At 62.8% G+C, this 13,249-nt stretch carries 14 protein-coding genes; 8 read left to right on the forward strand and 6 right to left on the reverse strand.

All coding sequences use genetic code 11. The annotated features are described in order from the left end of the window. Positions 1-11: 11 nt before the first annotated feature. From K3136_RS09350 to K3136_RS09365, 4 genes are read right to left on the reverse strand one after another with little or no spacing between them, the layout of a single operon-like run. Positions 12-374 carry a YkvA family protein gene (locus K3136_RS09350; RefSeq protein ID WP_221432288.1) on the reverse strand — a complete coding sequence of 121 codons (363 nt, stop codon included), beginning with the start codon at positions 372-374 and terminating at the stop codon, positions 12-14. Then, on the reverse strand, positions 367-1,953 hold the full coding sequence (locus K3136_RS09355) for a GMC family oxidoreductase (protein WP_221430047.1): 1,587 nt from the start codon (positions 1,951-1,953) through the stop codon (positions 367-369). Before K3136_RS09355 ends, K3136_RS09350 begins: the two co-directional genes overlap by 8 nt. Before the next feature lie 24 nt (positions 1,954-1,977). Continuing rightward, positions 1,978-2,922 (reverse strand): sterol desaturase family protein, encoded by a 945-nt coding sequence (locus tag K3136_RS09360; protein WP_221430048.1) that lies wholly within the window; start codon positions 2,920-2,922, stop codon positions 1,978-1,980. Positions 2,923-2,932: 10 nt separating this feature from the next. After that, positions 2,933-3,334: a hypothetical protein gene (locus K3136_RS09365; RefSeq protein WP_221430049.1), complete on the reverse strand. Its 402-nt coding sequence runs from the start codon at positions 3,332-3,334 to the stop codon at positions 2,933-2,935. Between the two features lie 66 nt (positions 3,335-3,400). Between K3136_RS09365 and K3136_RS09370 the strand changes: the two genes are divergently transcribed. Beyond that, positions 3,401-4,819 (forward strand): amidohydrolase, encoded by a 1,419-nt coding sequence (locus K3136_RS09370; RefSeq protein ID WP_221430050.1) that lies wholly within the window; start codon positions 3,401-3,403, stop codon positions 4,817-4,819. Here the strand turns inward: K3136_RS09370 and K3136_RS09375 are convergent, their stop codons facing one another. Together K3136_RS09375 and K3136_RS09380 are read right to left on the reverse strand one after the other, a co-directional pair. Next, positions 4,820-5,260 (reverse strand): protein tyrosine phosphatase family protein, encoded by a 441-nt coding sequence (locus K3136_RS09375; protein ID WP_221430051.1) that lies wholly within the window; start codon positions 5,258-5,260, stop codon positions 4,820-4,822. A 3-nt stretch (positions 5,261-5,263) separates the two neighbouring features. Beyond that, positions 5,264-6,070, reverse strand: coding sequence for a TerC family protein (locus tag K3136_RS09380; protein ID WP_221430052.1), 807 nt, complete (start codon positions 6,068-6,070; stop codon positions 5,264-5,266). Positions 6,071-6,329: 259 nt separating this feature from the next. Here K3136_RS09380 and K3136_RS14130 point away from each other — a divergent pair, with 259 nt between their 5' ends. From K3136_RS14130 to K3136_RS09415, 7 genes are all read left to right on the forward strand, one after another. After that, entirely contained in the window at positions 6,330-7,130 is an 801-nt protein-coding gene (locus K3136_RS14130; RefSeq protein ID WP_221430053.1) for a cold-shock protein, read from the forward strand. A gap of 134 nt (positions 7,131-7,264) precedes the next feature. Continuing rightward, complete coding sequence (locus K3136_RS09390; protein ID WP_221430054.1) at positions 7,265-8,455, forward strand: aspartate aminotransferase family protein; 1,191 nt, start codon at positions 7,265-7,267, stop codon at positions 8,453-8,455. Then, positions 8,455-9,420: an ornithine carbamoyltransferase gene (gene argF, locus K3136_RS09395; RefSeq protein WP_221430055.1), complete on the forward strand. Its 966-nt coding sequence runs from the start codon at positions 8,455-8,457 to the stop codon at positions 9,418-9,420. The genes K3136_RS09390 and argF overlap by 1 nt, the downstream gene beginning before the upstream one ends. A 45-nt stretch (positions 9,421-9,465) precedes the next feature. After that, positions 9,466-10,371, forward strand: coding sequence for an Hsp33 family molecular chaperone HslO (gene hslO / locus K3136_RS09400; RefSeq protein ID WP_221430056.1), 906 nt, complete (start codon positions 9,466-9,468; stop codon positions 10,369-10,371). A 117-nt stretch (positions 10,372-10,488) separates the two neighbouring features. Beyond that, on the forward strand, positions 10,489-10,905 hold the full coding sequence (locus K3136_RS09405; protein ID WP_221430057.1) for a hypothetical protein: 417 nt from the start codon (positions 10,489-10,491) through the stop codon (positions 10,903-10,905). A gap of 37 nt (positions 10,906-10,942) precedes the next feature. Beyond that, a complete protein-coding gene (gene queC / locus K3136_RS09410) occupies positions 10,943-11,659 on the forward strand; it encodes a 7-cyano-7-deazaguanine synthase QueC (protein ID WP_221430058.1) in 717 nt (238 codons plus the stop codon). Between the two features lie 4 nt (positions 11,660-11,663). Next, entirely contained in the window at positions 11,664-13,247 is a 1,584-nt protein-coding gene (locus K3136_RS09415; RefSeq protein WP_221430059.1) for a spinster family MFS transporter, read from the forward strand. The last annotated feature ends 2 nt before the right edge of the window (positions 13,248-13,249 follow it).

Genomic DNA, 13,249 nt, shown 5'->3' on the forward strand with positions numbered 1-13,249 from the left:
CCCCTTTTTTGTCAAAGGAGGAAGAGGGCGAGTGCCACCAACCCCGCAAGCCAGGCCGTCACGACTACGGCCACGCCGATCCGCGATGCGGGACGCCCGGCCATTGCGCTCGCACTCTCGCGAAGTTCTTCGAGCAGAGGCGGGGGGATCATGCGCAGGACCAGCCAGATTCCGGCAGGCACGATCAGCAGGTCGTCGATCAGCCCGAGCACGGGAATGAAGTCGGGAATGAGGTCAATCGGACTTAGCGCATAGGCAGCAACGGCCCCTGCGAGGAGCTTTGCTGCCAGCGGAGTGCGCGTGTCGCGGGCGGCCAGCCATAGCGCGAGGACGTCGCGCTTCAGGGCGCTGGCCCTTTCGGCCAGCCTACCCAGCGAGCGCGTCTTTCACGAAGTCCGCGCAGCGTTCGCCGATCATGATGCTCGGCGCATTGGTGTTGCCCGATACGAGTCGCGGCATCACGCTGGCATCGGCGACCCACAGGCCTTCGACGCCGCGAACCTTGAGCGTGGGGTCGACGACATCGTCCTCGCCTGCACCCATGCGGCAGGTGCCGACAGGGTGGTAGACCGTATCGGCACGGCTGCGGATCAGTTCGTCGAGCTGGGTGTCATCGGCGAGATCGATGGGGTAACGGTCTTTGGGACTGTACGCTTGCAAGGCCGGGCTTTCGACGATCCGGTGCGACAGCCTGACGCCCTCGCGCAAGGTCGCGAGATCGCGCTCGTCGCCGAGGAAATTGGGATCGATGACCGGTGCATCTGCCGCATCACGGCTGCCGAGGCGAACCGTGCCGCGGCTTTCGGGGCGCAGGACGCAGGCATGCAGGGAAAAGCCGTGGCCCTTGACCTTGGTGCGGCCGTGGTCCTCCAGCATCGCCGGGACGAAATGCCACTGGACGTCCGGTGCGGGCGCATCGGGCATCACGGTCCAGAACCCGCCCGCCTCGGCATAGGGCGAGGTCCACGGGCCCGTGCGATGGCGGCGATGCTCGATGAGGCCCTTCGCCATGCGCAGCGTCCCCTGGAGACTGTCGCCAAGCAGTTCCCTGCTCGGGCTTTCCCAGCTCGACACGTAATCGAGATGGTCCTGAAGGTCCGAACCTACCGCCTGCTTGTCGAGCACGACGTCGATACCGTGTTCCTTGAGGTGCTCTGCCGGGCCGATACCCGAGAGCATCAGGATCTGCGGTGAATTGAAGGCCCCGGCGCTCAGCACGACACCGCCGCGCGCCTTGACCGTGCGCGAACGCTTGCCAACCGAATAGGTCACGCCGGTGACCCGGCCATCCTCGGTTTCCAGCTTCTGGACGGTGACCCCGATACGCACGTCGAGGTTCTTGCTGCCGCGCAGCGGTTCGACATAGGCGCGCGCGGCCGACCAGCGCTCACCGTCTTTCTGCGTCACCTGGTAGAGGCCGAAGCCTGCCTGCTTCTCACCGTTGAAATCGGTGTTATGCGGCAGCTGCAGCTGGGTCGCGGCCTCGACAAAGGCACGGCTGCCCGGATTGGAGAACTTCTGGTCTGAAACGAAGAGCGGCCCTTCGTCCCCGTGATACGCGTCTGCGCCGCGCTCGTTCGTTTCGGCGCGTTTGAAATAGGGAAGAACATCGTCATAGCCCCAGCCGGTGCAGCCAAGGCTTTCCCAATTGTCGTAATCCCAACGGTGCCCGCGGATATAGACCATGGCGTTGATTGCCGATGATCCGCCAAGACCCTTGCCACGCGGCTGGTAGCCGGTACGGCCGTTGAGGCCCTTTTGCGGCACGGTCTCGAAGCGGTAGTTGATCTTGTCGTTGCTGAAAGCGAGCATGCCCGGGATCGTCACGCGGAACCCGTCATTCCGTCCGCCTGCCTCGAGCAGGCAAACGCTTTTGCCTGCCTTGGCCAGCCGTCCGGCAACCGCACTGCCGCCGCTGCCGCCGCCAATGACCACTATGTCGAATTCGTCCATGGGTTCTCCTCTCGATTCGAAAGGTTAGGCAGCCTCGGCCTCACCCGCAATCGGGTTTTCTTCCGAAACTGGTTTCCCCCCGGAGTCGACAGAGGCGCGCTGGAGCCATGCCTCGCGGATTTCGTCGCTGGTCTGGCGGCTGCCGTCATGTGTCCAGCCGGGTTCGCGCAGGAGGTAGGACAGTTTGTGCTTCCACGGCGCGCGCCACATGTCCTGCGCAATGCCGATCCATTCGTGGAACACGGCCCACAGCAGGTTGAAGCTGCCGAGCTGCTTCACGATGCCGTAGCGGATTTCTTCGTCCTTCGCCTCGGGCTCGAACGTACCGAACATCCTGTCCCACACGATGAAGACGCCCGCGTAATTGCGGTCGAGATAGCGCGGGTTGGTCGCGTGGTGGACGCGGTGGTGGCTCGGCGTGTTCATGACCGCCTCGAACCAGCGCGGCATCCGGTCGATCGCCTCGGTATGGATCCAGAACTGGTAGATCAGGTTGAACCCGCCACAGATCGCGATCATCGCCGGGTGGAAGCCCAGCAGGACCAGCGGCAATGCGAAAGCGAAACCCAGCGTCAGGAAGCCGGTCCAGGTCTGGCGGAGCGCGGTGCTCAGGTTGTAATGCTGGCTCGAATGGTGGTTCACATGGCTCGCCCAGAACCAGCGGACGCGGTGGCCGAAGCGGTGGACCCAGTAATATTTGAGGTCGTCGAGCACGAAGCAGGCGATCCACGCCCACCATGCCCAGCCGATATCGAAAACGCGGAATTCCCACACGAACAGGTAGAGCGCGAAGAACAGTCCGCCGAACAGCAGCCCGGCAACGGTGCTGCCAAGCCCGAAGGCAAGGCTGGTCAGCGTATCTTTCGGTTCATAGGCGCGCGGGTTGCGCCGCCAGGCCCAGATCATTTCGATCAGGACCAGCGCGACAAAGCCTGGCACGGCATATTCGGTGGGCGAGAAATCGGGCATGGCGTTCGCGCTATCCTATCGCCTCGACGCGCTTAACCCAAGCTTGAGGGTCGGCGATGGCCAGCCGCACCGAACCATAGCGGCGCTCCGCAGTGTCGATCACCAGCGTGGGCCCGTCGACTCGCGCCCTTGCCTCGCCTGTCAGGACACGGCCCGCGAAATGCGTTCCATGAGGGCGCAACAGCAGGATCCGTCCCTGTGCATCGCCGAGAAGCGCGCCGCGACCTTCCTTGTCGAGCGCGACCTCTGTCGCAGCAAAGCCGTCGACCGCTTCATTGGCAGCGAAACGTGCTTCGTCTTCGTTTGCCAGAGCGGTCTGCGGCCCCAGTTTCATCCACCATGCCAGCCCTGCAAGCGCGAGGATCGCGGCGAGCGAGCCGAGGAACTGGAGGAGGGCAGGTGGGAGGTCCATTGCATTGACGGATTGGCACGCGCCTCGCTTTGCGGCAAGCAGGCGCAAGCTTCGGGGAGAGAATTTATGAGGACCGCCGCCTTTTTCGCCAGCGCTGCTATCGCATTTGCAATGCCGGTTACCGCGCAGACGTCCGAGCCGCTCGATGAAGTTGCCGCACAGGAAGAGCGGACCGGGCGTGTCGCCCAGCAATTGTGGGATTGGGCCGAGCTCGGCTATCTCGAAACGCGATCAAGCGCATTGTTGCAGGACGAACTGGAAAGCGAAGGCTTCTCGGTCGAGGCAGGCATCGCCGATATCCCGACCGCTTTCGTTGCGGAGTGGGGCGAGGGCGGTCCGGTGATCGCGATCCTTGCAGAATATGATGCGCTACCCGGCATCAGCCAGACTTCCTCGCCGACCCGCGAGCACTCCGCGCATGGCGCCGGTCATGCTTGCGGGCACAATTTGTTTGCGGCCGGATCGCTGACAGCGGCGATCGCTATCAGGCGCTGGCTCGAGAAGACGGGGACTCCCGGCCGTATCCGGCTTTACGGGACGCCGGCAGAGGAAGGCGGATCGGGCAAGGTGTACATGACCCGCGCCGGCATGTTCGACGATGTCGACATCGCGCTTCACTGGCATGCCGATGACGAGAATAGTGCTGCTGCGCGCACCAGTCTGGCCAATCGGTCGGCGAAGTTCCGTTTTCGCGGTGTATCGGCCCATGCGGCAGGCGCTCCCGAACGCGGGCGCAGCGCGCTCGACGGCGTGGAAGCGATGAACATGATGGTCAACATGATGCGCGAGCACACGAGCATGGATACGCGCATCCATTACGTCATTACCGAGGGCGGCGCGGCGCCGAACGTCATCCCCGATTTCGCGGAGGTTTTCTACTACGTCCGCCATTCCGATGCAGACGAGGTCCGTGCCCTCTGGACACGGCTTGAGGCCACCGCGAGGGGTGCCGCCATGGGAACTGGTACAGAGGTCGAATGGGAGATCATTCACGGCAACAACCCGCTGCTCGTGAACGAGACGCTGGCGCGGGTGATGGATCAGAAGCTGCGAAGTCTCGGCGGGATCGAATACACACCAGAAGAGCGCGAATGGGCGGAAACGATCTCACAGAGTTTCGGTGACAACGCCATCCCGCTCGAGGAAGCAGGCAAGGTCCAGCCCTACGCGAAGAGCTTGGGTTATGGCTCGACCGATGTCGGTGACGTGTCGTGGGCCACCCCGACCGTCGGAGTGCGAACGGCAACATGGGTGCCGGGTACCAGCGCTCACAGCTGGCAGGCGGTTGCCGCCAGCGGTCATTCGATCGGTCACAAGGGCGCGCAGCACGCCGCGAAAGCGCTGACGCTCATGGCTGCTGAACTATTCAGCAACCCGGAGCTGCGCGAAGCGGCGCGTGCGGAATTTGATGCCGCACGAGGTGAGGATTACGAATACGTCTCGCTGTTGGGGGACCGCGATCCCCCCCTCGACTATCGCAAGTAATCAGTCGGATGACTTGCCGGCGAGCATGTCCATGGTCGGGCGGACCGGCGCCACATTGTAGCCGCCGCACTCGGCCTGCATCGCGATAGTCTCGGGGTCGCCACCGTTCTTTGCCTGCGCAAGGGCCCAGAGCAGTGTCGAGCGCGTCCCCGTCCTGCAGAAGGCGAGCGTCTTGCCTGTCGTGCCGGCCAGCGCTTCGGCCATCGCGTCGACCTGCGGCAAGGAAAATCCCGCCGAACTGACTGGGATGGCCTTGTAATCAATCCCGGCATCTAGTGCCGCCTTGCGAATCACGGCGCCAGTCGGCTGGTCGGGCGCTTCGCCGTCGGGGCGGTTGTTGATGATGAGGGTCACGCCCTCGGCCTTGGCCGCCGCAACGTCGGCAGGCTCGATCTGGGGCGAAGCGAGCAGGTTCTCGGTAATCTTCCTGAAGTCGGTCATTGATCAGCCCTCTTGTGCGCTGGTTTCGGGAACGCGGCGCTTGCGTTGGATGATGTTGAGAATTTCCACGCCGACGGAGAAACCCATCGCGGCATAGATATATCCCTTGGGAACGTGGAAGCCGAAGCCGTCGGCGATCAGGACAAGTCCGATCATGACGAGGAAGGCCAGCGCCAGCATCACCAGCGTCGGGTTCTTCTCGATGAACTTCGCCAAGGGATCCGCGGCGATCATCATGATGCCAACGGTGATGACCACCGCGATGACCATGATCGGGATCTCGTCGGTCATGCCGACAGCGGTCAGGATCGAATCGACCGAGAAGACCAGGTCGATCGCCACGATCTGCGCGATGACCGCCCCGAAGGTTGCCTTCACCGCGTCCGCCGGGCCCGGGGTCTTGTCGAGCAGGTCACCGGAATTGTCCTCCGGTTCCATCGAGTGGTGGATTTCCTTGGTCGCCTTCCAGAGCAGGAACAGCCCGCCTATCAGGAGGATCAGGTCCCGGCCTGAGAAGGCTGTTTCGAACGTCGGCTCGCCATAAGGTCCCGGCTCGCCCGTGATGCCCAGATCGAAGAGCGGGGCCTGCAAGGTGACCAGCCAGCCGATCAGCATCAGCATGCCGATACGCATGATCAGCGCCAGCGCGAGGCCAATCCGCCGTGCCCGCTGCTGCTGGTGCTCGGGCAGCTTGTTCGACAGGATCGCGATGAAAATAAGGTTGTCGACACCGAGGACGATTTCGAGTGCGATCAGGGTGAGGAGCGCCAGCCATGCTGCCGGGTCGCTGAACAGTGCGATAAGGTCCATGAAAATGCTCGTTGCCGAAGCGAGGGCTGGCTTGCAAGGGAAACGAGCAGGCGGGACGCCTTGCGAAAATGTCACATTTGTGCGCCAGACGACCCCTCGACGCTAAAATATTCGCATGCTGTGAAGAATCACGCTATGCCTCGGTCCGTGCGGGAGGATTTCTTCATTGAATCCGCCTGACTTATGCGAACGGCACGCCTTGCAGCCTACGTGCCCTCGCGACGATTACTTGGCTGCGCGACAAGGTATTTTAGGACTTATGGGTTACGACAGAGGGCGGCGCCGCGGACGGGACAAGCGGGACAATATCGGCGAAGATAGCTACGATCCGTTTGGTGGTCCTCCCGGTGGTTTCGACCAGGGCGGCGGTTATGGCGGCGGAGACCGTGGTGGTTTCGGCGGCGGTGATCGCGGCGGCTATGGTGGCGGCGGTGGTGACCGAGGCGGCTACGGCGGCGGTAATCGCGGCGGTGGCGGCTTTGGTGGCGGCAACCGCGGCGGCGGTGGTGGTGGCGGCTTCGGCGGCGGCCCGCGCGGCGGCGGTGGCGGTGGCGGCGGTGGCAACCGCATGCCCGCACAGGTCGTCGGCACCGGCAAGGGTACCGTGAAGTTCTTCAACTCGCAGAAGGGTTTCGGCTTCATCCAGCAGGAAACCGGCGGCGAAGACATCTTCGTCCACATCAGCGCAGTCGAGCGTGCCGGCCTTGAAGGCCTCGCCGAAGGCCAGGAACTCGAGTTCAACCTCGTCGATCGCGGCGGCAAGGTTTCCGCCCAGGACCTGCAGGTCGTTGGCGACGTGATCCCGGTCGAAGCGAAGAGCGAAGCGCCCCGTCGTGAACTGACCGGCGAAAAGGCAACCGGAACGGTCAAGTTCTTCAACTCGATGAAGGGCTTCGGCTTCCTGACGCGCGACGATGGCCAGCCGGACGCATTCGTGCACATCAGCGCAGTCGAGCGCTCGGGCCTGTCCGCCATCAACGAAGGCGAACGCTACGAGTTCGATCTCGAAGTCGACCGACGCGGCAAATATTCCGCGGTCAACCTGTCCCCCGCCGAATAAGGCGCGGACCGGTACCTTCGCGAGGCGTTTGACCTGAGAAGCGCGAAGGAATAGATCGCTGGCAAACACGCAGATGGCGGCTCCCGTTCCGGGGCCGCCATTTGTCTTTGAATCTTCGAGGAGAGTACCCGAACATGTCGATCAGCCCGCTGATGCCCGTCTATCCCCGCTGCGGCGTGCGCCCCGTGAAGGGCGACCACTGCCACCTGATCGACGAAGACGGCACGCGCTATCTCGACTTTGCCAGCGGCATCGCGGTCAACCTGCTCGGCCACAGCCACGAAGGGCTGATCGGCGCGATCCAGAAGCAGGCCGCGACGCTGATGCATGTCTCGAACCTCTATGGCAGCCCGCAGGGTGAAGCGCTTGCGCAGCGCCTGGTCGACAAGACCTTCGGCGACACGGTCTTCTTCACCAATTCGGGCGCCGAGGCGGTCGAATGCGCGATCAAGACCGCGCGCGCCTATCACCAGCATGAAGATGGCGATTCGAACCGCACCGAGCTGATCACCTTCACCAACGCGTTCCACGGCCGCACGATGGCGACCATCAGCGCCTCGAACCAGGAGAAGATGCACAAGGGTTTCTACCCTATGCTTGCCGGGTTCCAGTATGCCGAGTTCGACAATCTCGAGAGTGCCAAGGCCCTTGTCAGTGACAAGACTGCCGGATTCCTGGTGGAGCCGATCCAGGGCGAGGGCGGCATCCGTCCGGCCTCGGACGAATTCATCCATGGCCTCAAGGCGCTGTGCGACGAGCACGACCTCATGCTGGTGTTCGACGAAGTGCAGTGCGGCGTGGCGCGTACGGGCAAGCTCTATGCCTACGAACATTATGGCGTGGAGCCTGACATCATGGCCACCGCAAAGGGTATCGGCGGCGGCTTCCCCTTCGGTGCCTGCCTCGCCACCGAAAAGGCGGCGCGCGGCATGGGCTTCGGTACGCATGGCTCGACCTACGGCGGTAACCCGCTCGCCATGGCGGCCGGCATGGCGGTGATGGATGCGGTGGCGAATGACGAGTTCCTCGCCGAAGTGACCGAGAAGGGCGAGCGCCTGCGCAGCCGTCTCGAACAGTTCATCGGCAATTATCCCGAGCTGTTCGATTTCGTCCGCGGCAAGGGCCTCATGCTGGGCCTGCGCATGAAGGTCGAAAGCCGGCCCTTCTTCGTGCACCTGCGCGACAATCACCAATTGCTCACGGTCGCTGCGGGCGACCAGACGCTGCGCGTGCTTCCGCCGCTCGTTGCCGATGATGCGGAATTCGACGAATTCTTCGACAAGCTTTCCGCCGGCGCGGCAAGCTTCGACCCGGCGGCAAGCTGATGGCGGGCGGCGATGCGCTCGACCTGGCCCCGGTGGTGAGGAGCTTCCTCGACCTATCGGATGCGGGCGGGGATGCGATCGCCGCCATGCTCGCCGACGCGCAGGACCGCAAGACTGCACGCGCTGGCTGGCCGAAAGGCAAGGCGGATGCGGATGCGCCGCTTGCGGGGCATGTCCTCGGCATGATTTTCGAAAAGAATTCGACCCGCACGCGGGTGAGTTTCGATATCGGCATGCGCCAGCTTGGCGGCACCTCGCTGATCCTCGATTCGGGTACCAGCCAGCTCGGCCGCGGTGAAAGCATTGCCGATACCGCGCGGGTGCTCAGCCGGATGGTCGATGCGATCATGATCCGGACCGACGATCACGCAAAGGCCGAAGAACTTGCGCGTCATGCGCATGTCCCGGTCATCAACGGACTGACGGATCGTTCGCATCCGTGCCAGATCGTCGCCGACCTGCTCACCATGGTCGAGCATGGCAAGGCATTGCCCGGCCTCGAAGTGGCATGGCTCGGCGACGGCAATAACGTCTTGCACTCGATCCTCGAGGCGGCGGGTCTCTTCAAGTTCAACGTCCGGATCGGCGTTCCGAAAGGCTACGAGCCCGAAAGCGAATTCGTCGAGATGGCCCGCAAGGGCGGTGCGAATGTCACGCTGACGCATGACGCTGCAGAAGCTGCGCGAGGTGCCGATATCATCGTGACCGACACATGGGTTTCGATGGGCCAGGACCACGCGCATAACAAGCTTGCGGCGATGGCTCCCTTCCAGGTCGGCAGCAAGCTGATGGCCGAGGCCAAGCCCGATGCAAAATTCATGCATTGTCTTCCGGCGCATGTCGGCGACGAGGTTACCGAAGAAGTCTTCGAAGGCTCGCAATCCATCGTATTCGACGAGGCGGAAAACCGCATCCACGCGCAGAAATCGATCCTGCTCTGGTGCTTCGGCAAACTCGGCGCCTGACCGCACCCCTGTTCAATCGGCCCGTGCGCTCCCATATGCGCGCGCATGACTGAAAACCCGCACACCGATACCGAGACCTATTCCGGTCACACGCTGAGCTTCACCATTCCTTCGCGCGATACGCGGGGCCGCATCGTGCGCCTCGATTCGACGCTCGACGAGATCCTGTCCGCGCATGACTACCCGGCGCCGATCACTCACCTCCTGGCCGAGGCTCTCGTTCTGACCACCTTGATGGGTTCGCTGCTCAAGGATGACGGCTCGCAGGTGACAATGCAGGCGCAAACCGAGGCCGGGGCCATCAACCTGCTCGCTTGCGATTATCGCAGCGGCGAACTGCGCGGCTATGTCGATTTCGACAATGAAAGGCTGGTCGAGCTGGGCGCGAACCCCTCGCTCTTCGCACTGTTCGGCAAGGGTTATCTCGCGATTACCTTCGATATCGCGAAGGGGAAGGGTCGCTACCAGGGCATCGTGCCGCTCGAGGGCGAGACTCTGGCCGAGGCGTGCGAAACCTATTTCTTCCAGTCGGAGCAGGTCCCGACCCTGATTCGCACGGCCGTGCGCTCGAGCAGCAAGGGGTGTCTTGCTGCCGGAATGCTGATCCAGCACCTTCCCGATGGCGAGGAGGGGCGCGAACGGCTCCATGCCCGTCTCGATCATCCCGAATGGGAGCATATTGCCGTGCTCGGTGGTTCGATCAAGCATGAGGAGCTGCTCGACAGCGACCTCTCGATGGAGGCGATCGTATGGCGCCTGTTCCACGAAGAAGAGGAAGTGCGCATTGCGGCAGGAACCGAAATCTCGCGCGGTTGCCGCTGTTCGATCGAGCATTACCAGACGGTGCTGGCCAAGTTCCCGGAAGCCGATCGCGCCGAGATGCGCGACGAGAACGGGATCATTCTGGTCGATTGCGCATTCTGCTCTCGGAAATTCCCGGTCGAGGCGTAACCGGACAGGCCAATTACGCGAAGCACTCGGATTATCGCCGTTACGAAACGGTTCATCGTGCGCATATACTATATTGGGTAAGTTCGTGCGGCCTGCACGTGTGATAAAGGTTGATTGATGAAGTTCATGTCGAATCGCAAACTCGTCGCATTGAGTGCGCTGCTGGCTGCCGTTCCGGCGGCTGTTTTAGGCGGCCCTGCGCTTGCGCAGTCTTCGCTCGCCATGCTCGACACGCTGGAAAAGGGTGCATGGGAATTGCGTTTCCGCGATGGAACCGCGCCTCGCTCGATCTGTGTGCGAAGCGGGCGAGAGCTCATCCAGCTTCGCCATAGCGAGCCGGGTTGCAATCGCTTCGTCGTTGAAGACGGCGCCGACGAAGTGACTGTGCAATATACCTGCCGCGGCAATGGCTACGGGCGCACCAACATCCGCAAGGAAGGTAGCAGCCTTGTTCAGATCGATAGCCAGGGGATCGCGGACGGCCGCCCGTTCCAGTTCTCTGCCGAAGCGCGTCGCACCGGAAGCTGCCGATAAACTTGCAGCGCGGGCCGCTTGCGCTTAGCTGCGCGGCATGAACCAGACAGCCGAAAATTCGTCCGGAACCGCAGTTGTCCTGCTTTCAGGAGGGCTCGATTCCATGGTGACCGCCGCGATTGCTCGCGAACGGGGCCATGCGGTTCACGCGCTGACCATCGATTACGGCCAGCGTCATGTCCGCGAATTGCAGTCGGCAAAGGCAATCGCTGCCAAGCTTGGTGTCGAGCGGCATGTCGAATTGCCGCTGGACCTCAGGCGCTTCGGAGGATCTGCCCTGACCGATGATATCGACGTGCCGAAGCATGGTGTCGGCAACGATATTCCGGTCACCTATGTGCCTGCCCGCAACCTGGTCTTCCTCGCGCTGACCACTGCTTTTGCCGAAACATCGCATTCCCGCGATATCTTCATTGGCGTGAACGCACTGGATTATTCGGGCTACCCCGATTGCCGACCGGAATTCATCGCGAGCTTCGCGGAGACTGCGCGGCTTGGGACCAAACAAGGCGTCGAAGGCGAACCCTTCATCATCCACGCACCCCTCCAGCATATGAGCAAAGCCGACATTGCCCGCGAATGTCACCGGCTCGGGCTCGATCCCGCATGGAGCTGGTCCTGCTATGATCCGACACCCGAGGGGCTCGCTTGCGGGGCATGCGATTCATGCCGACTTCGCCGAAAGGGGTTTGACGAGGCGGGACTTGTCGATACGACGGTCTACGCAAAAGACGCGCCTGCCCTGATGGAGTAAGAATTTGACCCAGCCGACGCCTGCCGAAGCAAACGAGGTTCCAGCAGGCGAGGCCGACACCAAGGTCCCCGCGTACAGCTGGTACGCCCTCGGGGTTCTGGTGATCGTTTATGTGCTGAACTTCGTCGATCGCAATATCATCTCGATCCTTGCAGAGGACATCAAGGCTGACCTCGGGCTGCGCGATGACCAGATCGGCTTTCTCTACGGCACGGCATTCGGCGTATTCTATGCACTTTTCGGCATCCCTCTCGGGAAACTGGCCGACAGCTGGCACCGCGTGAGGCTGATGACAGCCGGTCTGGCGATCTGGTCGGCGTTCACCGCGCTCTCCGGTTTTGCGAAAAACTTCACCACGCTCAGCGTGGCACGCATCGGCGTGGGTGTGGGTGAGGCAACCGCCAGCCCGAGCGCCTATTCGCTGATCTCCGACTGGTTTCCCAAGAAGATGCGCGCGACGGCGCTCGCGATCTATTCGTCGGGCCTCTACATCGGCGGCGGGATTTCGCTGCTGATCGGTGGCGCGATCGTCGAGAACTGGAACCAGTCGTTCCCGACGGATGCGCCGCTAGGCCTCGCCGGCTGGCAGGCCGCGTTCATTATCGTCGGTCTTCCCGGCCTGCTTCTCGCAATGCTGGTGTTCACCCTACGCGAACCGCTGCGTGGCCAGAGCGAAGGCATCATCACTCCCGCTCAAAAGGATCCCTTCCGCGGTTTCTTCAAGGAGCTGATTGCGGTCATCCCGCCTTTCACCCTGATTGGCGCCGCCCAAGCAGGTGGCCGCGGGATAGCTCTCAATCTCGCAGGCGCGGCAATCATCGGCGGGATAGCCTATCTGATGGCCGATTTCACCGGCAATGCGCAGCAGTGGGGCGCAGTCGGTGTCGGCTATTACGCGATCTTCTCGTGGGCATCGACCCTCAAGCGTCGCGACGAACCGACCTTCTCGCTCATCTGGGGAACGCCGGCTTTCCTGTCGACGATCCTGGGCTATGGCATGGTCGCTTTCATGTCCTATGCGGCGTCGTTCTGGGCGGCACCCTACGCCATTCGCATTCTGGAAGAGGCACCGTCGACTGCCGGCTGGTGGATCGGCGGACCAGGCGCCGTGGCTGGTTTCCTCGGTGTCATCATCGGCGGACGCATGGCCGACTACCTTCGTGAACGCATGCCGACCGGCCGCCTTTTTGTAGTATCCTTCGGCCTCGTGGCAGCGGCACCGTTCCTCTACATCATGTTCACGACGCTCGATCCCACGACCTTCTATATCGCAGCATTCATGCAATCGCTTTGCGGCAGCTCGGCGCTGGGTGCGGCTGCGGCTACCACGCAGGACCTGGTCCTTCCGCGGATGCGCGGGACTGCGACGGCGACGTTCTTCCTCGCCACGACGCTGGTCGGCCTTGCGCTCGGCCCATACATGGCAGGTCAGGTGTCGACGATGACGGATAGCCTCTCGACGGGCGGTCTCAGCTTGCTGATCGCGGTTCCGATCGGGCTGGTCATGCTCTTCATCGCTTACCGCACGGTTCCGACTGCCGAAGCGAGCCTGCTCGAGCGTGCTCGCGCGGCCGGCGAAGATGTCTGACG

It is taken from the genome of Qipengyuania gelatinilytica (genome assembly GCF_019711315.1).
In the GTDB taxonomy this organism is placed as follows: domain Bacteria; phylum Pseudomonadota; class Alphaproteobacteria; order Sphingomonadales; family Sphingomonadaceae; genus Qipengyuania; species Qipengyuania gelatinilytica.

Coding starts and splice junctions, on each gene's coding strand:
- K3136_RS09370 (WP_221430050.1), top strand. CDS start 3,401: ATGAGGACCGCCGCCTTTTTCGCCAGCGCTGCTATCGCATTTGCAATG.
- K3136_RS09355 (WP_221430047.1), bottom strand. CDS start 1,953: ATGGACGAATTCGACATAGTGGTCATTGGCGGCGGCAGCGGCGGCAGT.
- K3136_RS09380 (WP_221430052.1), bottom strand. CDS start 6,070: ATGGACCTTATCGCACTGTTCAGCGACCCGGCAGCATGGCTGGCGCTC.
- K3136_RS14130 (WP_221430053.1), top strand. CDS start 6,330: ATGGGTTACGACAGAGGGCGGCGCCGCGGACGGGACAAGCGGGACAAT.
- K3136_RS09360 (WP_221430048.1), bottom strand. CDS start 2,922: ATGCCCGATTTCTCGCCCACCGAATATGCCGTGCCAGGCTTTGTCGCG.
- queC (WP_221430058.1), top strand. CDS start 10,943: ATGAACCAGACAGCCGAAAATTCGTCCGGAACCGCAGTTGTCCTGCTT.
- K3136_RS09390 (WP_221430054.1), top strand. CDS start 7,265: ATGTCGATCAGCCCGCTGATGCCCGTCTATCCCCGCTGCGGCGTGCGC.
- argF (WP_221430055.1), top strand. CDS start 8,455: ATGGCGGGCGGCGATGCGCTCGACCTGGCCCCGGTGGTGAGGAGCTTC.
- K3136_RS09375 (WP_221430051.1), bottom strand. CDS start 5,260: ATGACCGACTTCAGGAAGATTACCGAGAACCTGCTCGCTTCGCCCCAG.
- K3136_RS09365 (WP_221430049.1), bottom strand. CDS start 3,334: ATGGACCTCCCACCTGCCCTCCTCCAGTTCCTCGGCTCGCTCGCCGCG.
- hslO (WP_221430056.1), top strand. CDS start 9,466: ATGACTGAAAACCCGCACACCGATACCGAGACCTATTCCGGTCACACG.
- K3136_RS09405 (WP_221430057.1), top strand. CDS start 10,489: ATGAAGTTCATGTCGAATCGCAAACTCGTCGCATTGAGTGCGCTGCTG.